The organism is Mycobacterium sp. NTMscope_MAC_12 (assembly GCF_976985675.1).
Map to the genome: position 1 here is coordinate 4,858,922 of NZ_CDRJYY010000001.1, position 21,028 is coordinate 4,879,949.

At 63.7% G+C, this 21,028-nt stretch carries 15 protein-coding genes and 2 pseudogenes; 6 read left to right on the forward strand and 11 right to left on the reverse strand.

Annotated features, from left to right (window positions below):
• Nucleotides 1-22: 22 nt before the first annotated feature.
• A complete protein-coding gene (locus tag AC0KS4_RS22535) occupies nt 23-778 on the reverse strand; it encodes a maleylpyruvate isomerase family mycothiol-dependent enzyme (protein WP_225328289.1) in 756 nt (251 codons plus the stop codon).
• A gap of 100 nt (nt 779-878) precedes the next feature.
• Nucleotides 879-1,532 (reverse strand): annotated as a pseudogene (locus AC0KS4_RS22540) (cytochrome P450); the annotation flags it as partial.
• 116 nt (nt 1,533-1,648) lie between these two features.
• On the opposite strand from AC0KS4_RS22540, the gene AC0KS4_RS22545 reads away from it, so the two are divergent.
• Nucleotides 1,649-2,647, forward strand: a complete 999-nt coding sequence (locus tag AC0KS4_RS22545) for an IS481 family transposase (RefSeq protein WP_238957004.1) — start codon at nt 1,649-1,651, stop codon at nt 2,645-2,647.
• On the opposite strand, the pseudogene AC0KS4_RS22550 reads toward AC0KS4_RS22545, so the two are convergent.
• From AC0KS4_RS22550 to AC0KS4_RS22570, 5 genes and pseudogenes are all read right to left on the reverse strand, one after another.
• A pseudogene (locus tag AC0KS4_RS22550) lies at nt 2,642-3,193 on the reverse strand (cytochrome P450 family protein); the annotation flags it as partial. The gene AC0KS4_RS22545 and the pseudogene AC0KS4_RS22550 sit on opposite strands and share 6 nt — an antisense overlap.
• Before the next feature lie 49 nt (nt 3,194-3,242).
• On the reverse strand, nt 3,243-4,079 hold the full coding sequence (locus AC0KS4_RS22555; RefSeq protein ID WP_238957405.1) for an acyl-CoA thioesterase: 837 nt from the start codon (nt 4,077-4,079) through the stop codon (nt 3,243-3,245).
• Nucleotides 4,080-4,126: 47 nt separating this feature from the next.
• On the reverse strand, nt 4,127-5,497 hold the full coding sequence (locus tag AC0KS4_RS22560) for a cytochrome P450 (protein WP_238957005.1): 1,371 nt from the start codon (nt 5,495-5,497) through the stop codon (nt 4,127-4,129).
• 1,802 nt (nt 5,498-7,299) lie between these two features.
• Entirely contained in the window at nt 7,300-8,097 is a 798-nt protein-coding gene (locus tag AC0KS4_RS22565; RefSeq protein ID WP_238957007.1) for an enoyl-CoA hydratase, read from the reverse strand.
• A gap of 40 nt (nt 8,098-8,137) precedes the next feature.
• Nucleotides 8,138-9,244 (reverse strand): Rieske 2Fe-2S domain-containing protein, encoded by a 1,107-nt coding sequence (locus AC0KS4_RS22570; RefSeq protein WP_238957406.1) that lies wholly within the window; start codon nt 9,242-9,244, stop codon nt 8,138-8,140.
• A gap of 123 nt (nt 9,245-9,367) precedes the next feature.
• Between AC0KS4_RS22570 and AC0KS4_RS22575 the strand changes: the two genes are divergently transcribed.
• The 5 genes from AC0KS4_RS22575 (at nt 9,368) to AC0KS4_RS22595 (ending at nt 15,749) form a co-directional block, all read left to right on the forward strand.
• Nucleotides 9,368-10,360 (forward strand): LysR family transcriptional regulator, encoded by a 993-nt coding sequence (locus AC0KS4_RS22575; RefSeq protein ID WP_238957008.1) that lies wholly within the window; start codon nt 9,368-9,370, stop codon nt 10,358-10,360.
• 209 nt (nt 10,361-10,569) lie between these two features.
• Nucleotides 10,570-11,757 (forward strand): acyl-CoA dehydrogenase family protein, encoded by a 1,188-nt coding sequence (locus tag AC0KS4_RS22580; RefSeq protein ID WP_238957009.1) that lies wholly within the window; start codon nt 10,570-10,572, stop codon nt 11,755-11,757.
• Between the two features lie 51 nt (nt 11,758-11,808).
• On the forward strand, nt 11,809-12,885 hold the full coding sequence (locus AC0KS4_RS22585; RefSeq protein WP_238957010.1) for an acyl-CoA dehydrogenase family protein: 1,077 nt from the start codon (nt 11,809-11,811) through the stop codon (nt 12,883-12,885).
• A 256-nt stretch (nt 12,886-13,141) separates the two neighbouring features.
• The gene (locus tag AC0KS4_RS22590; RefSeq protein WP_238957011.1) at nt 13,142-14,080 is read left to right on the forward strand and encodes a hypothetical protein; all 939 of its coding nucleotides are present in this window, start codon (nt 13,142-13,144) and stop codon (nt 14,078-14,080) included.
• A 346-nt stretch (nt 14,081-14,426) separates the two neighbouring features.
• Complete coding sequence (locus AC0KS4_RS22595; protein WP_238957012.1) at nt 14,427-15,749, forward strand: MFS transporter; 1,323 nt, start codon at nt 14,427-14,429, stop codon at nt 15,747-15,749.
• Nucleotides 15,750-15,766: 17 nt separating this feature from the next.
• On the opposite strand, the gene AC0KS4_RS22600 is transcribed toward AC0KS4_RS22595, so the two are convergent.
• The 4 genes from AC0KS4_RS22600 to AC0KS4_RS22615 all read right to left on the reverse strand — a co-directional run bounded on the left by AC0KS4_RS22600 (nt 15,767) and on the right by AC0KS4_RS22615 (nt 20,988).
• A complete protein-coding gene (locus AC0KS4_RS22600; protein ID WP_238957013.1) occupies nt 15,767-16,726 on the reverse strand; it encodes a TauD/TfdA dioxygenase family protein in 960 nt (319 codons plus the stop codon).
• 120 nt (nt 16,727-16,846) lie between these two features.
• Nucleotides 16,847-18,172, reverse strand: coding sequence for a UDP-glucose dehydrogenase family protein (locus AC0KS4_RS22605; RefSeq protein ID WP_238957014.1), 1,326 nt, complete (start codon nt 18,170-18,172; stop codon nt 16,847-16,849).
• A gap of 93 nt (nt 18,173-18,265) precedes the next feature.
• Nucleotides 18,266-19,729, reverse strand: coding sequence for a DUF7159 family protein (locus AC0KS4_RS22610; RefSeq protein ID WP_425326340.1), 1,464 nt, complete (start codon nt 19,727-19,729; stop codon nt 18,266-18,268).
• Nucleotides 19,730-19,893: 164 nt separating this feature from the next.
• On the reverse strand, nt 19,894-20,988 hold the full coding sequence (locus tag AC0KS4_RS22615; RefSeq protein ID WP_225330003.1) for a DUF7159 family protein: 1,095 nt from the start codon (nt 20,986-20,988) through the stop codon (nt 19,894-19,896).
• Between the last annotated feature and the right edge of the window lie 40 nt (nt 20,989-21,028).

Below are 21,028 nucleotides of genomic sequence, written 5' to 3' on the forward strand. Positions count from 1 at the left end.
AAATTACCGTGCGGCGCCGCGGCTAGAGCGGCGTACGGTCCAACCAGCGCTGCCACACGGCTTCGTCGCCGAAGAGTTGGACGCCCGTGTCGGCGAGCGGGCGCCGGCGCAGGATCGCCAGCAGCAGCTCGGTGGCGCCGCCGCGCAGTGCGGCGGTGCCTTTGCCGTGCTCGTGGGACCAGCTGATCCGCCCCTGTTCGACGGCGGCCGTCCACTCCCCGGCCTCGCCGAGGCCGGGATCGGTGGCGTGCAGGTGCAGGGTGGTCCCGTCCTCGAGCGGCAGCGGCGCCCCCTGGCCGCCCGCCTGGATGGCGACCCGCTCCAGCCATTCGCTGATCCCGTCGGCCGCGATGGCGGGTTCGAGCGTGAAATCGCTGCCCAGCGCGATCGCGGCGTCGGCGCGGTGCACGGCCACCTCGTGCAGCCGGCGCCGGATCCACCAGTTTGCCGGGCGCGGGCCGAGGAACGTCCATACCGGTGTTTCCACCCCGGTCAGCTCCACCGCGTCGACCAGCCGCTGAGCGCCGCCGTGGAGCCAGGAGATCGCGTCGGCGGGGTCGGGCGGCGGCTTGCCGCCCTCCACCGTGCGGGGGTCGAGGTAGGTGTCGAGCCGGTCGCGCACGATCTGGGCCGCCCAGCGGTCCCCGCGCCCGACGTGGCGGAACAGTTGCCGCAGCGTCCAGTCGGGGCAGGTGGGTACCGGTGTGGACTCGTCGACACCGTCGAACAGCTCCGCGAAAGCCCGGTTCTCGTCGAGGAATGCGCCGGCATAGTCCACGCCGGTCAGGCTACTCGTTCCGATCCGCAAGTACGGCGGAGACGCTGTTCATCGGACACGTCTTGGGTTCGACATTGCATGAGGCCGACATCGCTCCATATCACCCGACGAAAACCGGCATCGCGTCCCACCCACGCACTGTTGATGTGGGAGACATAGTCGCTCCGCCATAATCGATTTCCCAGTTGGGGAATCGCTTGAGGATCTCTTCCAAGGCGATACGCCCCTCGAGTCTCGCCAACGCCGAACCTAGGCAGTAATGGGTGCCGACGCTGAATGTCAGGTGTTGTCGCGCCTTCCGGGTGATGTCGAAGACGTCGCCGTTCGGCGGGAACTGGCGGTGATCTCGATTGGCCGCACCGATCAGCATCATCATCACACTGCCCTCCGGAACCACTTGGCCGTGACATTCGACGTCTCGGGTGACGTAGCGGGCAACGTGCGGCGCCGGCGGCTCGAACCGCAGCAACTCTTCAACCGCATCAGGGATTAGTTCCGGATGTTTCGCCAGCTGCCGCCGTTGATCGGGGTGCTCCGCGAGCACCTTGCCTGCCCATCCGATCAGCCGGGTGGTGGTTTCGTTGCCAGCGCCGGCCACTGTGTTGAGGTAGATCAGCAGCTCGTTTCTGGTGAGCCGACGTGATATGCCGTTTTCGTCTTCGAACTCGACATTGAGCAAGTCCGTCATGATGTCGTCCGACGGATGGTCCTTGCGCCAGTCGATGTAGGCCTCGAACAGATCGTTGCCGACTAGCTGTGATGTCCAGGGACATTGTCCCGTTTGGTATCGGTGAGCCTGTGTGACAGGTGAAGGCCTCCGGTTATGAAGTGGAGCTGTCTAGAAACCGCTTCATCAACCAGGAGGCCTTCGTGTCCCACGCTAACGCTGCTTTGACGCCACGCGCTCGTTTGAGGCTTGCTCGCCTCGTCGTCGAGCAGGGCTGGACCTACGCCGCGGCAGCCAAGATGTTCATGGTCGCCCCACGAACCGCCAAGAAATGGGCCGACCGATTTCGAACCGAACGGGTGGCCGGGATGGCCGATCGCAGCTCGCGGCCCCGTGTCAGCCCGACCAGGACCGGGCCACGCATGGTGCGGCGGATCGTGCGGTTACGGTGGCGTCACCGGCTTGGTCCAGTACAGATCGCTGGCCGGCTCGGTGTGCCGGCCTCGACCGTGCATGCGGTGTTGACCCGCTGCCGTATCAACCGGCTGTCCTACATCGACCGCGTCACCGGCGAGCCATTGCGTCGTTACGAGCACGCCTCGCCCGGAGCGCTGGTCCATGTCGACGTCACCAAGTTCGGCAACATCCCCGACGGCGGCGGGCACAAGTTCGTGAGCCGACAAATCAGCAAGCACAACGCCCGACAGACCGCCCGGCGCACTGGCCAGCGCGGCAAGGACTATCGCCCCCGGATCGGAACGGCGTTCGTGCACACCGTCATTGACGATCATTCCCGGATGGCCTACGCCGAAATCTGCGCGGACGAGAAGGCGGTCACAGCGATCGGCGTGCTGCAGCGCGCCGTGGCGTGGTTCACCGACCACGGCGTCACCGTCGAACGAGTCCTCTCAGACAACGGCTCGGCCTACAAGTCCTACGCATGGCGTGATGCCTGCGCCGAGCTGTGCATTACCCCGAAGCGAACCCGTCCATACCGACCGCAGACCAACGGCAAGATCGAGCGATTCCACCGCACTCTGGCCGACGGCTGGGCCTACGCTCGACTCTACGAATCAACCCAACAGCGCGACACCGCTCTAGCCGGCTGGCTGCACTTCTACAATCACCACCGACCCCACTCCGCCATCGGAGGCCAGCCACCGGTCACCCGACTGACCAACCTCCCTGGACATCACAACTAGCCCGTCTTCGGCAGCCGCCATTGGCTTGCCGGCGTCGGTGCGCATCTGGGCGTTGGTGTAGTCGCGGATCTTCTCCTGATCCGGCTCGGGGATGCCGAGCAGTTCGCTGATGACTTGCATGGGCATCACCGCGCCGAGGTCGGTGACGAAGTCGAAGCGCCCCGTGCCGACCAGTGGGTCGAGATGCTGTGCGCAGAATCCGCGAATCTTGGGCTCGAGCGCATTGATCTTGCGCGGGGTGAACATCCTTGCCAGCAGTCTGCGGTGGATATCGTGGATGGGCGGAACCTCGAAAAGCAGTGCACCCGAAGGAATCTCGATATTCGCTTTGATCAATTCGAGTATTGCGCCGCGCGCTGAACTGAATGTCGTGTGATCGACCAGCCCGTGGTTGACGTCGGCGAAGCGGCTCACAGCGTAGAAGTCGTGTGTCGAGTTGTAGTACAGCGGCACCTCGTCACGCAGTCGCGCAAACATCGGGTACGGGTCGACGTTCAGTTCCACGTCATAGGGATCGAAATAGGCCTCTTGCGTCGCCGATGTCACCCGCGCTCCTCTCTCATCTTCCTCACTGCGCTTGCTTCAACACGACTGCTCACAGTCGACTGTTCGACGTGGCTCCCGAACCGTTTGTCCGCACCGGCCTGATGAGCGCTTCCTGGCTGAACGAGGCAATAAGGTGGTTTTCGTCGGTGTGCACGGTGCCACGCACATAGGACATCCCGGCGCCGGCGTATGTGCTTTCGTGCGAGTAAAGGTTCCACCCATCGCACCTCACCGGTTCGTGAAAAACGATCGCGGTCGTCATAGGTGCGGTCGACAGCGTCGTATGCGCTTGGCTCATCCCAACCCCGGGGTGTGGTCGCATACTCGTTGCGATGCCCAGGTATCCAGTGAAGTTGGCGATCAACGCTTTGCGTAGTTCGTCGCGGTGGGGCGCCTCGTCATAACAAACCCACGCGCGAATCTCCGGTGGCCCCACTTCCCATGGATCGAACGCGTCGTCGATACCGACCAGGCGCACTTGCCTTCCCTTCATCGGCATCGGGCAGACGCTGGACCGCCCCGGCGGTGCCACAGTGGGACAACGGATCTGGTGGCGGATCAGATCTCGGGCAGGCGTGTCGGCCAGGATCGTGATCACCATGCAGCGACGTCCATTTTGGCTAGCTGTCACAACCGCCGTACCGGTCGTTGTCCCATCGGATACCACGTCGATGTGCAAGCGGACCGGCTCCCCCACCGTCACTACGCGCGAGAAGACCGCCTGCGCTGACCTGATCGTTTTATCGGGGAGCCGTTTGGCTACCGCGACGATCGCCTGCCCGACGATTTGGGCGCCCTCGACGACGCGACGTCCTCCGGTGTCCAGCGCGCCTGTGTCACCGAGCGCGCTACCGTCGGCGTCGAGGGTGACGTCCAGCAACCTCATCAACTCGTCGACCGATGGTCCAACTGCCTCAGACTTATTACGGGCGATCATTCTTTTGAGCATTCAGGCGTGCGGGTTCGTGTCACAGGCACCTCGACTGTCTCCTTCAGTTCGTTGATCGGCCGCGCCAGCTCCCGCTCATCGCAGAGCCTTTGCAGAGCTTCGAGAGTTTCGTCGAGCCCCGCTCCCACTCGAGGTGCGGGCGCGAACGTGGCGGGCAGGCTGCGCATGCCTTGTATGTTGCCGATCGTCTCGTAATGGATGGTGCGCTCTCCATCGCAGCGGAAGTCCGGCATGCGATCCAGCACCGCGCTCAGCATCGACTTGAAGACTGCGCGGGCCACATTCGAGCCGATGCATCGATGCACCCCAAGCCCAAAGCTGAAATGACGGTTACCTTTCCGCTCAAGGAGAAGCCTGTTCGGGCTCTCGAATACGGCTGGATCGCGATTGGCCATTGCCCACGACAGCCACAGGCGTTCTCCCTCGCGAAACTGAGTACCGAGCATCGAAACATCGGCGGCGAAAGTGCGGCCATCTCCCGGAGCCGGAGTGAAGAAGCGTAGGAACTCTTCCGTTGCACTGTCCAGCAAGGTTGCCCGCTCTCGGCTGAGTCGCTCACGTTCGCCGGGGTGCTGCGAGAGCCACTCCAACGCATGCGCGGTGAGAGCGGTTGTGGTGTCGAAGCCACCGCCGATCAGCAGACCGAGGTTGCCCATGATTTCCATTGGAGGAGCTGGCTCGCCGTCAATACGCAACTGCAGCAGAGCATTCACCAAGCCGGGCCGAGGGCTTTGTCGGATGTCTTCCATGGTTGACAGCAGATCGGCGCCCATGGCTCGGTGCATCGCGATAACGCGATCGATGTCCGGTGAGTTTTCGGGTGTGTACACCGCGGCGTGAACCGGCTCGCTGTACAGCGCCCACTTCTTCAGCGGGATGCCCATCATTGCCAGCGTGAGGACGGCAGGCACCACGTTGGCCAGGTCATCGACGAAATCGATCCGGCCGGCTTCTATCTTGTCGTCAATGGCGGCGCGAACAACCTCGTCGATGAAGGGAACCCAACGGTTCACCGCCGCCGGTGACAAGTACGGGTTCAGTGCCGCTCTATAAACGCGGTGTTCGGGGTCGTCCATTTCTAGCAGACCGCCGCGAATGTTCGCCCGCTTGGCGGTCGGAATTGTGATTCCCCGGTAGCCGTTTCGTTCACCGGTGATGTCATGGTCATTGGAGACGTGCGGCGACCTGGCAAGTTCGAAGACTTCAGCGCTGCCTGCGGCGACCCAGTGGCCGCCATACGTGTCAGTCCACGCCATGGGGCATCTACTGTGCATTTCTTCGGTTATCGCCTCGAATTCGAGCCGGTATTCCGGTGTGTGCCGGTCGAAATGGAAGCGCCGCTCAGTCTTGGTCATCGTGATGTCCTTGTCTGACGTGTGGGCAATAGAGGTGAGCGGAGTGATGATCACTCGCTACCGCCTCAACCACTTCAGTGAAAAAGCCGAAGTCGGGCACCGTGTCATAGATGGCTATGCGTTGTCCGGGCGGGTTCAGCTCGCACGCGAGCTCGTAGTCATTTTTCGCGTATTGCACGCTGAGCGTGTCGAATTCGCTCGTCCTGAGGGAAAGCAAGGTGAACCCGGACAAGGGGTTTCCGTAAATGTCGGCAAGGTCCTTGAAGACGCTCCGTCGTGGTGTGTAGTCGCAGATCAGTCTGATGCCGGGCGAATCAGTGCACGCGGTGTAGGCCTCGAAGTCGAGGTGCGCCGGTTGTTCCCGGTAGATGCAAGGCAGCTGGATGCGAGGATGGCACACACACACACACACACACACACACACACACACACACACACACACACACACACACACACACACACACACACACACACACACACACACACACACACACACACACACACACACACACACACACACACACACACACACACACACACACACACACACACACACACACACACACACACACACACACACACACACACACACACACACACACACACACACACACACACACACACACACACACACACACACACACACACACACACACACAACACACACACACACACACACACACACACACACACACACACACACACACACACACACACACACACACACACACACACACACACACACACACACACACACACACACACACACACACACACACACACACACACACACACACACACACACACACACACACACACACACACACACACACACACACACACACACACACACACACACACACACACACACACACACACACACACACACACACACACACACACACACACACACACACACACACACACACACACACACACACACACACACACACACACACACACACACACACACACACACACACACACACACACACACACACACACACACACACACACACACACACACACACACACACACACACACACACACACACACACACACACACACACACACACACACACACACACACACACACACACACACACACACACACACACACACACACACACACACACACACACACACACACACACACACAACACACACACACACACACACACACACACACACACACACACACACACACACACACACACACACACACACACACACACACACACACACACACACACACACACACACACACACACACACACACACACACACACACACACACACACACACACACACACACACACACACACACACACACACACACACACACACACACACACACACACACACACACACACACACACACACACACACACACACACACACACACACACACACACACACACACACACACACACACACACACACACACACACACACACACACACACACACACACACACACACACACACACACACACACACACACACACACACACACACACACACACACACACACACACACACACACACACACACACACACACACACACACACACACACACACACACACACACACACACACACACACACACACACACACACACACACACACACACACTGTTCGAACGGACCGACCCCGTACACGCGCGACCATCGGGCCATCGCTTCGGCAGCGTCGTCCACAACGAATCCGATCCAGAAGTGGCTCGCCGCCAAGGGTTTCAGGCTGCGCATCGGTCAGAAATCACAGCAGGCAGGCCGGTTATCATGACGATTCACGACCGTCATTTGCTGGCCACAGCGCTTTTCATGCCGTCCAGCCCCGCTAGGACGGGCCACCCCGACACCGACAGCGCATGCCCGTGACCGAGACTGTGCGCGTCGAATACGGCTTGTACCGAGTTTGTGAATCCCTGCAGATCGAGTGTCTGATTCACCGCGCGCTTGGCCATTCTCAGAGCGAAGGCGTCCTGCTGCGCGATATGGGCTGCCAGTTGGCGAACCGAGTTGTCGAGTTCATCGCGGGGGACGACCTGATTGACCATGCCGACTCGCAGCGCTTCCTCGGCGGTAACCGGACGCCCGGTGAAGAGCACCTCTTTCGCGAGCCGGGCGCCGAACTCCCAGGTGTGGCCGTGGTACTCAACTCCCCCAACACCCATCGCGACGACTGGGTCTGAGAACTTGGCATCGTCAGCCGCGACGATCAGGTCGCAAGGCCAGGCGAGCATGAGACCGCCGGCGATGCATCGGCCCTGCACCGCCGCGATCGACGGCTTAGCGATGTTGCGCCAACGAAGCGAGTATCCGACATAGGCTTTTGATTCGTAGTCGTAGAGGTCGGCAAGCACAATCTTGTCGGTGGAATCGGCTCCCGCCTTCAGATCGTGGCCCGCCGAGAAGTGCTTGCCGTTAGAGCGCAACACGATGACTTTGACTTCATTGTCATCTGCGGCCGCGGTCCAGAGTTCGTCTAGACGCTGCAGCAGTTCCGCATTCTGCGCGTTGGCAACCTCGGGGCGGTTCAGACTGATTGTGGCGATCGCATCCGAAACGTGGTACTGCACAATCTCGTTGGTCACAGGGTTTCCTCAGTGGTCGTGGACAGTTGAAAGGTCTGCATCAAACGCCTATTTCCACGGTGAATCCCGGGACGCCGCGCACGTGGTGCATACCCGAGACCGGTCGGAGAATCTCCTGAGCCTTTTCCCTCGGGTTGAAGAACTGGCTGTACCACGTCCGTCCCGCGCGAAACGGCCCGTCCGTGGGCATTTGCATGATCTTGGTCGCCGCTTTCTTGTTGGCCCACACTTCGCCATCCTGAGTACCGAGACCGTAAGCGAACCCTCGATTGATTCCGGCCAGCAATTCCTCAGCCTGATCGTCGGTGATTCCGTCCGGGCGCTTGACCAGTGCGCACTGCCACAGTCTGGCCGTGCCATCGTCGACCGGTGTGGTGGCGATGAGCTGCACGGCGTTGAGCTCAACGAACCGAGCGAGATTGAGTCCTGGCCCGACGTAACCATTTTCGGTGGTGATGTGAACAGCATCGTCTGCGGCATCGCGCTCGAAGTTATCCACTCCATCCGACGATTCGGCGATGAGGCTCTGACGTTGTCGATAGACGACGCCGTCGACTTCGTTCTCGTAGAGTCGGGCGCCGCCGCCATGCAGATAAGCGAGATGCGCATAATCGGAGTTGTTGTCGAAGACTTCGATGGGGTGGCAGGGAAGATCGGCCAGGTGGTCAGCACCGTTCCATCGCATCCACTCGGCATCGTCCCACTCGGGGATGTCGGGGATGTCGAAGTCGGGCTCCAGCCCCTCCGGATCGTTCCAGCAGAAGACAATCCCGTACCGCTCCTGCACCGGCCAACTGCGGACACGCGCAAGTCGAGGAATCGTCCCGTCGAAATACGGTATGTCAGTGCACTTTCCGTCCGGCCCATACGCCCAGCCGTGAAACGGACAGCGGATCGCGTCACCGTCGACGTGACGACCCGAAGTGACCGTATAGGAGTGCTGACTGCGCGCGAGATGCGTTCCCATGTGGGCGCAGTAAGCACCGAGCATGGCGGTCACTCCGCTTTCACCGCGGAAGAGGACTACATCTTCGCCGAAGAAATGCGCACTAGTCGGCTTATTCGTGATCGCAGCACTCTCGGCCACCATGAACCATCCGCGGGGGAAGGTGAACTCGCCGAGCTTGTACTCCGCACTGCCCGCCATCGTCGTCAACTCCGTTCGCCTGATCCCGATCGGTATGCCCCGTGAGCCTAAGACCGGTCGTGACCTGCGAACCAATAGAATCTTGCGGCCGCGGCTATACCGCGGTGATATACCTGGGTCCATATGGACATGCACCGGCTTCGGTACTTTCTGCGGATCGCCGACGAAGGTTCGCTGACCCGCGCCAGTGAAGTGCTCGGCATCGCGCAGCCGGCGTTGAGTCGTCAAATCCGCTTGCTCGAAGCCGCGCTCGGTGTACAACTCTTCGCTCGTAATCCGCGAGGAATGCAGCTCACGGAGGAAGGCGAACAACTCCGTTCCGCGATTGCCGGGCCGTTGGGACAACTGGAACTCGCCATGCAGAACGTGGGCTCACCGCTCGCTCAGATCGGTGGTGGTGTCGTCCTGGGCATGCCCGAACACACAGCCCAGGTTCTAGCCGGCCCTTTACTTGGTCGCCTTGTGGAGGTCTTCCCGAAGGTTCAGGTCACAACGGTCGTCCAAGATTCACGGCAATTGGTCGATCACATGCTTCTCGGCGATGTCGACATCGCGGTCATCAACGGGACAGGACCCGATGAACGCCTCTTCACAACTGAGCTCCTCGTGGAGAATCTCTGCCTGGTCGGCGGACCGGACTCCGATCTGAGTGCTGACACCCCGTGCGTCTTCCGCGATCTGGGGCGCCGACCTTTGACACTTCCGCGGTCTGAACCCGGGCTGCGGAGCCTGGTGGAGAAGACCGCGCTGACTCAGCAGGTGTCTGTCGACGTACGCTTCGAAACAGATTCGGTTCTGGTGCAAAGGGACGTCATCGGCCGCGGGCTCGCGTACGGAATCCTGCCATTGTCGGCTATCGCGCAAGACGTAGCCGCGGGTCGTCTGCGCTACGCGCCGCTTCACGAGCCCACCATGTCTGACCATCTATTCATCGCCGTGCGACCCCAACTCGTTCTCCCCCGCTCCTTCGTCTTCGAGTTCGGCTCGACGATCTGGCAGGTGGCGACGCGACTCGTCGATGCGGGCGATTGGCCGGCGACGCTGATACAGACACCGCGCGACTGGGCCGCCCAGCAGGCAGGAGGGTCTGGTTCTGGCGACGGTGCTCATCCATAAGACGCCGGTATGGCGAGCTGACCAAAATTGTATTGGTCTGAGACTGCCGCCCGTCCTTACGCTCAAGCACACCTGAATGCGAAGTCGGCGCGCCCGCCCATCCCAGTGTGCGAAGGCGAGTCGCGCCCACTCGGATCGCGTGCAGATCGGCGAGCACCTGTCGTGATCGCCAGCCGGGCCAATGAAGCATACGAAGGGACAGGCACAGCATGGACTTCGCGCGGGTGCGGCTGAATGACGACGATGCCGCGTTTCAGCAAGAAGTCCGAACGACACTTGCTGATCTAGTCACCGACGATGTTCAGCGACGGAATCGGGCTACCGGCGACAACCTCGACATCGACGTCCACCTCGCGCTCGGCGCCAAGGGGTGGCTCGCCGGTGAAGTGCAGCCGCAATCCGAAGGTGGATTCACCCCCATCCGCCAAAGGATCTATGAGCTCGAGACTTACCGCGCACGCATGCCCTACTTCCATTGGAGCATAACGAAGATGGTTGTGCAGCAGGTACAACGGTTCGCTTCACCGTCGTTGAAGGAGGAGGTTCTTCCCGGAGTTCTCTCCGGCAAAGTCCGGCTCTGCCTGGGCTACACCGAGCCCGAGGGCGGTTCAGACGTAGCGACATGCAAGACCAGAGCAATTCGTGACGGCGACTCCTGGATCATCAACGGCGCGAAGATGTTCACCACCGGCGCCCACAACTCTCAATACGTGTTCTTGGTGACGAACACAGATCCGTCTGCGCCGAAACATCGAAGTCTTACCATGTTCCTGGTCCCTCTGAGTACACCGGGAATCGAAATCCAAGGCCTGCGCACGGTCGACGGTGATCGAACGAATATCGTTTACTACAGCGATGTTTGCGTCAGTGACAGGTATCGCATCGGCGAGGTCAACGGGGGCTGGACGGTCCTGCGAGCCGCGCTCGACGAAGAACACAAATTCGACGTAGGCGATGCGGACCAAGTCGGACTTCGCTCCGTGGCCGGCATGGCCGAACACATCGAGCCAGCGGCAGGAGCCATCGAACGCCTAGCGGCCGCGGCTCCGAACAAGGACACCGGTCGCCGCCCAATCGATAACGAGGTCGTCAAGTACCGCCTCGGACGCAGCTTCGCGCAGATCGAAGCAGCGCTCAGCACCCCGGACCATTTCGGGCGCGTGGCAGTCGGTTACACGTTGCGTGACGTGTCGACTGATCTGATGGACGTGTCGGGTGTTGCAGGCACATTGCCAGTCGACACCGACGGGGCACCCTGCGACGGCACGGCCGAGCATCTGTATCGGCTGGCCGGCCCGACCGGAATCTACGGCGGCACTCTCGAGGTCTACCTCAACATGATCGCTGAACACTCTCTGGGACTGGGCAAACCGAGCTACGCCAGGCCGTCTGCCTAGCTGACTCGGCCGTTTTGACCGGCCGACGATTCATAGTCGTGAGGAGCAACGATGGACCGCTACGAACTGCGGCGGCTCGACTACGGTCTGACGCGCGACCAGCGTGACCTACAGGCGGCGTACCGCGACTTCTTCACCACCCACTGCCCGATCGATACAGTGCGGGCGTCCGAATCGACCGGATTCGACAAGAGCCTGTGGGAACGGCTCTGCGCAACCGGAGCGACAACAATGGCTGCTCCGATTGACGTTGGCGGCGACGGTGCCACGATGGTTGATCTCGTCCTCGTTGCCGAAGAACTCGGCCGGGCACTGGCTCCCGTGCCCTGGATCGATCACGTCTGCGCCACCAGACTACTGGCACGCCTCGGTGTCCTTGAGGTAGACGATCCCGGAACAGCTGAGTTCATCAATGGCATTCGAATCGCCGCCTTGGACCCACAGCTGGAGGACCTCGGCGCGCGGCGCTTGATTCCGTCCGGAACGATTGCCGATCACATCATCGTCCGTCGCGGAGCTGAGATTGTGCACGTGACCTATGACAACCGTCCCCCATTGGTCGAGAACATCGGATGCTTGCCCATGGCATGGATCGATGTGTCAGCGGCCAGCACATCCAACGTCGTGGGCAGCGGTGCTCAGGCCATCGCCGAGTACTCGCGTGCGCTGGATGAATGGCGATTGCTGACCGCGGCGGCGCTGGCCGGTCTCGTCGAACAGTCCATGATGCTTGCAGCGGAGTTCGCTAAGAGTCGCTTCACGTTTGGTGTTCCCATCGCCAGTCTGCAAGGCATTTCCCACCCGCTTGCCCGGGCTGCCGTCATGGTTCAGGGAGGCCGCAATCTCACCCGCCGCGCCGCATGGTTCCACGAGTACGAGCCGGATGAGCGACCCGAATTGGCGCCTGCGGCATTCCACTTCATGGCTGAAGGCGCCACGACAGCGGCTTCTTCGGCCGCGCACGTGCAGGGTGGACTTGGGATAACCGTCGAAGCGCCTTCGGCCGCTTATTATCTACGCGCCCGGGGGTGGGCTTTAGCCGCGGGTGATCCTGCCGCTACGGCCACGCAGGTCATCGACCGCATTTCAGCACGCCAACTGCGAGCGCGAACTCCCAATGGGCCGTAAACGGAAAGTTGTTGGGGCTTGACGGCGGCGAGTTCGAAGTCGTCAACCGTGAGCAGCTCGCTTCGGTGCCGCATCCGAAATTGTTTGGTGCGCATCTCAGAACCCAGCGGTATCGGATTGAGCGAGTGCGTGACCCGATGCTTGGCGCAAGGCAATTCAGGAAGGCGTTCCAACAGGATCGATCACCGATCATGGGCGACCGGCCTGCAACTCTTCGCGCGCCTCTCAGCCAGCTGAACTACGAAGGAGATGTCAGATGTACGACCTGCTGTGCAACGCTGAGGTTTTCGTCGATGACGTCGCCGTCGCCGAACGAGTATTCGTCGACGCGCTCGGCTTCCCCGAGCCACGAGCCGCGTGGGGCAATAACGAACCAGGCAGCGGCTTCACCTACCTGTTCGCAAGGGTTCATCCGTCGCTGTTGGTGTCTCCCACACGAATTGAAGCGATGGCTGTTGCACCCCTCGACGCAGACCGAGACCCGTTGACGACGCTGCCATTCCTACCGAAGCTGCTTGCCGCTCAGGGCCATCGGCCGTGGAAGACACATGCCAATGAGATTGCAACCTCAGACATACAACATGTCGCCCGGCGCCTACGGGATAAGGAATGTCCGTTCTATGAGATGCCGGGAATCTTCACGCGACTCTGGATCGGGTGGACGGAGGACGACCCGGGGGCGTACCAACCCTCCGTTGACGGAGGGCTGTTCCTCGAGTTCATAGAGACGTCGGCCTTGGGTAAGGACGACCAACTGTGGGAGCCACGACCGGATCCCGATCTGCCACCTGGAGCCATGATCCGGGTGCTGCGGCGAAGCTGGATCACCGAGGACCTTTCCCTGACCGTGAAAGCGTTGGAGCGGAACTTTGGCCTCCTGCCCACGACAGGACCGGTGCTCGATGAATCCCTTGCGGCGCGCCACGCAACCTATCGTTTCCGCCATCCACGAAGCGCAGAGCTGCAACTACTAGAACCGATCGCATCGGGTGAATTGCGGGAATCCCTCGACACGTGGGGGCCGGGATCCTGGGCCATCCGAATCGGCGTCAACGATGTTGCGGGCAAAGCGGAGGATCTCAGGCGCCGCGGAACACCCTTCGACGTTCGATCGACCGGCCATAGTCCAGAAGTTCTGCGCGTTGACACCGGAAAGTGGGATGTGCCGGGCATATTCGAGTTCGCCCGGGTGTAAAAGACTCGCGTTAAGACACCGCAGCGGCGATCTAACATCTTCGCGTCGCTCCACCCGCGAACTTGTGTGTGACAACAACATACTCATACGCCCGGCAGGTGATCGGCGCCAGGAGTACGTGAAAGAAAGCCGATGCAGTACCGCCCTCGCGGTCCCCGGAAATTGGGTTCTGCCACGTAAGCACTTGCCTTCAAGCTGATTTCAACCGTCGTCAACCGCGCCCGATGACGCTGAACTGGGCAGGGGCGCCGGACGGTCCTACTCGCCGCGATGCCCCACTCGCGCCGGTCATTTCGTTGCCGGCGCGGGTGCGCGGATCTGACCGGCCGACCATTCGGAGACCTCGATGACGATCGCAGAGCAGGAAAGCACCCGGCCGGCGACCCTGCCCGAAGAGGCGGCGCCCGTCCCCGGCATGCGCCGGGTGGCGCTGGCCAGTCTCGTCGGCAGCGTGCTGGAGTGGTACGACTTCTTCCTCTACGGCTTCGCGGCCACCCTGGTCTTCGGTCCACTGTTCTTCCCGCGCGCCTCAGCCACGGCCGGAGTGCTTGCCGCACTTGGCACTTTCGCGGTGGGATTCGTCGCGCGCCCCCTGGGCGGGGTCGTCTTCGGGCACCTGGGCGACCGCCTCGGACGCAAGAAGATGCTGGTGGCAACGCTTTTGATCATGGGCATCCCGTCGTTTCTGATCGGATTGCTGCCCAGCTACGGCGCGATAGGGTGGTCGGCGCCCGCGCTGCTGGTGCTGTTGCGGTTTCTGCAGGGAGTGGGGCTCGGCGGCGAATGGGCCGGCGCGGTCCTGGTGGTCACCGAGACCAGCCCGCCCCACCGCAGCGGTTTCTGGGGATCGCTGGTGCAGACCGGGGCGACCCTGGGCCAGGGGTTGGCCACCGGGTCGCTGTTCATCCTGGCGTCTGTGCTGAGCGAGCACAGTTTCGTGACCTGGGGTTGGCGGGTGCCGTTCCTGTTCGGGATCGCGCTGAGCGTCGTCGGCCTGTTCATCCGGCTGCGGGTGATGGAATCGCCGGAGTTCACCGCGCTGCACCGCAGCGGCGAATTGTCGCGTTTCCCGTTGCGCGAGGCCGTTCGTCAGCACGGTCGCACCATGCTGGTCTGCTTCGGGGTCTATTTGGGCGGCGTGACAGTCCCCTTCTTCGTCGAGACCGTCTTCCTCACCGGCTACGGCACCAAAAGCCTTGCCCTGCCGGCCTCGTCGGTGCTGCTCGGCATCTCCGCCGTGCACGTCACCGTGTTCTGGGTGCTGACACTGCTGGGCGGCTGGCTCGCCGATCGGGTCGGCGCGCCAAGGGTCGTCCGCGCGGGGCTGCTCGGATTGCTCGTGTTGCCGACCGCGGGGCTGCTGGCCGTTCTCTCCGCCTACTCGACGGTGACGGCGCTGCTGATCACCGAGACCTTGATCGGCGCGCCGATGTGGGTCGTGTGGGGCGCGTTGCCCAAATACCTCGCCGAATCCTTCCCGGCGCGGGTGCGCTACACCGGGATGTCGTTGTCCGGCCAGAGTTCCACCATCATCGGCGGGCTCGTCCCGTTGCTGCTGACCTCGGTGGTCGCGCACGTGGGCGGGGCGTTGTGGCCGGTGGCGGTGACCACCACCGTGGTGGCGGCGTTCGGGCTGCTCGGCCTGCTGTGGTCGCACCGGGCCGCTTGAGGTTGCTCACTTCCCTGTCAGGCGGCCCCGAAGAACTGGCCCTCCAACGGCTCCGATGGGCGCCCGTCCGGGCCGACCGGGATGTCGCCGACCAGTGTGATCCGATGCAGCACGCGCTCGTGATCGAGGTGTTCGAAATCGCGCGGCGCGAGATGCAACGTGGCCCGATTGTCCCAGAACGCAACGCTTCCCGGCTCCCACTTGAATCGAACCGAATACTCGGGGCGGGAGATCTGCTCGAACAACAGGTCCAGGACGTGACGACTCTCCCGCGGGGACAGGTCAACGATCTCCTTGGTGAAGAACTGATTGACGTAGACCACGCGCTCGTTGGTCTCGGGGTGCACCCGAACCACCGGATGGATGGCCGCCAACGGCTTGCCCCGAACCAGTTCACCGATCTTCTCGGCGCTGCGTTCGAAGGCCAGCGTCGCGCCGAACCGGTGCTCGGCGCGAAGCCCGTCGATGAACCCACGCACCAGTGGCGAAAGACCTTGGTAGACAGCGGCGACATTGGTGAACAGCGTGTCGCCGCCATAGGGCGGCACCACTTCGGCGCGCAGAATCGAATGCGACGGTGGATTGATCAGCGGCGTCACGTCGGCATGCCAGTTCGGGCCGTTCCGATTCTCCTTGTGCCGGTACTCGGATCTGTACCGGCGGTCATAGGCGGCCGGCGACACCGTGTGAATCTGCGGGAAACCCGCAGGGGCGGAGTCGCCTTCGTACGGGTGAGCGGGAGTGACGTCACCGAATTGCGCGCCGAACGCGACCTGCGCCGCGTGGTCCAGCTGTTGGTCGCGGAAGAACACGACCTTCCATTTGTGCAAGGCCGTGCGGATGACATCCTTGTCCGAGTCGCTCAACGGTGCGGAGATGTCCACACCGTCGATCAGGGCTCCGGTCCACCCGGACAGGGGGATGACCTCGATGCCGGTTTCGGTGGAAGCGGTCGTGGTCGGATCGGTCGTCGTCAAGGCGCGTAATTCCCATCAATAGTGAAAACACCTACGGTGTCGGACTTTTGAGGGTAACGATGATCCGATCCCTGGAGAGCGGTTGGAATCGGACTGACGGAAAGCCCCGCTCTTGCGTCCCTACGGTCGCGGCGCGCCGAGCCGGTAGACCCGCCAGCCCGCCCGCTGCCAGCGGGCCACGTCCAGGCAGTTGCGACCGTCGACGATGACGCGGGCCCGCACCCCGCCGGCCAAGTCGTCGGGATCGAGCTCGACGAATTGCCGCCACTCGGTGAGCACCAGCACGGCATCCGCGCGCTCGCAGGCCTCTTCGACCGAGACCGCATAGTTCAGCGTCGGGAACAGGCGCTGCGCGTTGTCCAGCGCCTTGGGGTCGTAGACGTTGACCGCGGCGCCGTTGAGCTGCAGTTGCCCCGCGACGTTGAGCGCGGGCGAGTCGCGCACGTCGTCGGATTCGGGTTTGAACGCCGCGCCCAGCACCGCGACGTTGGCGCCCAGCAGCGACCCGCCGCAGGCCGCGCTGGCCAGTTCCACCATCCGGGTGCGGCGGCGCATGTTGATGCTGTCCACCTCGCGCAGGAACGTCAGCGCCTGGTCGGCGCCCAGTTCGCCGGCGCGCGCCATGAATGCCCGGATGTCCTTGGGCAGGCAGCCGCCGCCGAAACCCAAACCGGCGTTGAGGAATTGGCGTCCGATCCGCGGGTCGTAACCGAGCGCATCTGCCAGCAGGCTGACGTCGGCGCCGGCCGCCTCGCACACCTCGGAGATGGCGTTGATGAACGAAATCTTCGTCGCCAGAAAGGCATTGGCCGAGACTTTGACCAGCTCCGCGGTTTGCAGATCTGTCACCAGGAACGGCACGCCCGCGTCCAGCAGCGGCCCGTACAGCTCACGAACGGCGGCCTCGGCGCGCGCCGAATCCTGGTGGATCCCAAGCACAATCCGGTCCGGGCGCAGGGTGTCCTGTACGGCATAGCCTTCGCGCAGGAACTCCGGATTCCAGGCGATTTCGACGTCGACGCCGCGGGGCGCCAGCGCGGCCGCGCGCTGGTGCAACTCGGCCGCGGTGCCCACCGGAACCGTCGATTTGCCCACCAGCACCGCCGAACTGGTCAACCGGGGCACCAACTCGTCGATCACGGCATAGACATGGCGCAGGTCGGCGCCGTATTCGCCCTTCTTCTGCGGTGTGCCCACGCCCAGGAAGTGCAGGTCGGCGAAGTCGGCGGCCGCGTCGTAGTCGGTGGTGAACCGCAGACGGCCCGCAGCCAGGTTCTCGTTCAACAGCTTTCGCAAGCCTGGCTCGTAAAAGGGGATGTCACCCCCGGCGAGCTTGGCCACCTTGCCCGGGTCGATGTCGATCCCGAGGACGTCGTGTCCCAGTGCCGCCATCCCGACTGCGTGGGTGGCACCGAGGTATCCCGTGCCGAACACGGTGCATCGCATACCACTGGTGTAAGCGACCCCGATGAGCGAACTGCATCCCCGGGCTAAGCGGGAGACAAACGGCAGATGACGGGTAGCCGCTGCGCCGACGGATTAAATCCCGGGGATGCCCGGAATGTTGATGCGTGGGCCACCACCGCCGAATCCGCCGTGACCGTGGCCGCCGCCGAAGCCGCCGCGCGGGCCGCCGGGGAAGCCGCCGCCGTCGTGGTCCCCATGGCCTCCGCCGCCGTGACCGGGGCCCCACCCGCCGCCGGGCGGACCACCGATGCCCGGGATGGGCAGCGGGATCGGTACGGGAACGGGTGCCACTGGCGGCGGAGCGGGCGGCGGGGCCGCCGGCACGGGGATTGGAGCGGGCGCGGGGGCCACCGGCGCGGGCGCCGGGGCGGCCGGGGCCGGGGCCTCTGGGGCGGGGGCCGGGGCCTCCGGGGCGGGGGCCGGGGCCTCCGGGGCGGGCGCGGGAGCCGCGGGCGCCTGGACAGGAGCCGGGGCCGGGGCCGCGGGTGCCGGAGCGGGCCGGGTGGGCGCCACCACGACGTTCTCATTCGGGCTGGGCCGCACGTTCGCCGTCGGGCGGATGGCGATGGCCAATGAGACGACCAGCGCCACCACGCCGATGACGAAGACCGCCGCCACCGCGCTTCCGACCAGCTTGAAGTTGCGCCCGCGGTAGTCCGCGCCGACCAGCTCGGTCGCGGCGGTCTGCGAGCCGGTGAAGAACTCGTCGGGGTCGTCGGGCACGGCGCTGTACGCGAGGGCATCCACCCCCGCGTCACCGGGCGCGTCGAAGTAGCCGGGTGCCACGGCGAGCGGATTGATCGCACCCGTGCCGGGATCCTGCGCGTACGCCAGGGCGGCGGTGGACGACGCGAACAGCGGCGCATGCGCCGATGCCAGGGCAGCGCCGCGGGCCAGGGCTGTGTCCGGTTCCTCGGCCGCGGTCAACGGCAGGGTGGTCGCCGCCTCCAGCGCGGGCTTGATCAGCGGGATATCGATGCCGGAGCCGACGACGAACACGGCGTCCGGGCGGCTTTCCATGTTCTCCGCGCCGGAGACCAGGCGGGTCAGCTCGGCCACGGCGGCCTCGTCGTCTTCGGGGAGGACCTGGCGCCGGACGTCGGCGATGGATCCGTCGGCGCTGTCGACGACTGCCAGCGTCGCGGTGTCGGGCTCGATGTACAACAGCGCGGTCTGCGCGTAGTTGGTCCGGTGGCCGACCGCTTGGGCCAGCGCGGCCGCGGCCAGGAAGGCCGAGACCAGCATCACATTTTCGACCTTGTGGGCGGCGAGCTTGTCGCGCAGCGCGGCGGCCTCGACGGGGTCGGTGAACGTCACCCCGGTCGACGCCAGTTGGTAACCACCCTCCGCTGCACCCTGACGCGTCCCCAAGATTGCGGAGACTACCTGGTCGGAGGCGGTTGCGGTTGCTGCGTCAGCGGCCGCCGGGACTTCGAAATTGTCTTCATCGACGGTGGCCCCGTCGCCGTTTTCCCCCTCGACCAGCACCATCCGGACCGCGGTCGGCGCCATCGACACACCAAGTACGGTGTCCAAAGCTCCTCCAATAGTCGGTTGCTAGCCCATTCCCGGTGAGGACGTCGCCGTCGCACGAGATGATGGCGCGCGACGTCGCTGAGTCCCCTCCGTATTCCCCTTGTAACCCGATTTTACGCGTGATCGGCGGTCTGGGGGTGGGCCGGAACCCGCCCGGGACCGGACTACGGGACCGGAATTTGGGGCCCCAAATGGCGGTGCAGCCAGTCGTCCCAGTGTTCGTGGTCGCCGGAATGCGGCGAGGGCGGCGCGGGCGTCTCGGGCGTCGCCGGTGCAGGGGCCGACGGCGGGGGTGACGGTGCCGGCGGTCCGGCGTTCGGGGGCGGTGGGCCCTTCGGCGCGACGACGGTCGTGCTGACATCCGGTGCTTGGTCCGCGTCCGGACCGCTACCGAAGACCAGCGCCAGCGCCAACGCCACGAAGCCGGTGACGAAAATGATCATCACGCCGACGACCGCGGCCGCCGGTTTTCGGCTGCGGCGCTCGCGGGACGAGGTGTCGCGCGCGTCGACGTCACGGGCGGACCCGGCCGCCGCGGTCGAGGAAATCCGCGCGGAAGGCATCGTGATCGTCCGCGGCGCCCCCAGACGCGCGTTGGCCGCGGCCAGCGAGGCGCCGCGGGCCAGGGCCATCTCGGGTTCCTCGGGCGTGGTCACCGAGAGTGACGTCGCGGCCTCGAGCGTTGGCTTGATCAACGGGATGTCCACGTCCGAGCCGACCAGGAGCACTCCGTCCGGTCGCGCCCTCATCGATTCGGCACCCGAGACCATCGCGGTCAGCTTCGCCAGCGCGACGTCATCGCGGCCGGGCAGTGGGTGCCGATGCACGTCGGTGACCGCCCCGTTGGAGGTGTCGACGACCGCGAGGGTCGCGCTGGTGGGTTCGACGAGCAGCAACGCGGTGCGGGCCCAGTTGGTCGCGCTGCCCATCGCCTGTGCCAGCGCCGCGGCGGCCATCACCGCCGAGACCAGCGTCACGTCCTCAATCCTGCGCGCCGCCAACACATCTCGCAGCGCCGCCGCCTTGACCGGATCGGTCCAGCTCACCCCGCTCGATTTGAGCTGGTAACCGCCCTGGGCCGCACTGTTCCGGGTGCCGAGAATGGCCGCGACGATGTGATCGGCGGCGGCGGCAGGGGTCGTGTCGCCGACGACGTCGAAGCCGTCCTGATCGACGGTCACCCCGCCGGCGGCCGCACCTTCGACGAGGACCATGCGGACTGTCTCAGGTGCCATCGACACACCGAGTACGACCTCCACCGCTCCTCCAAATCGCCCGACGGTTGGTTGCTGTGCCGCG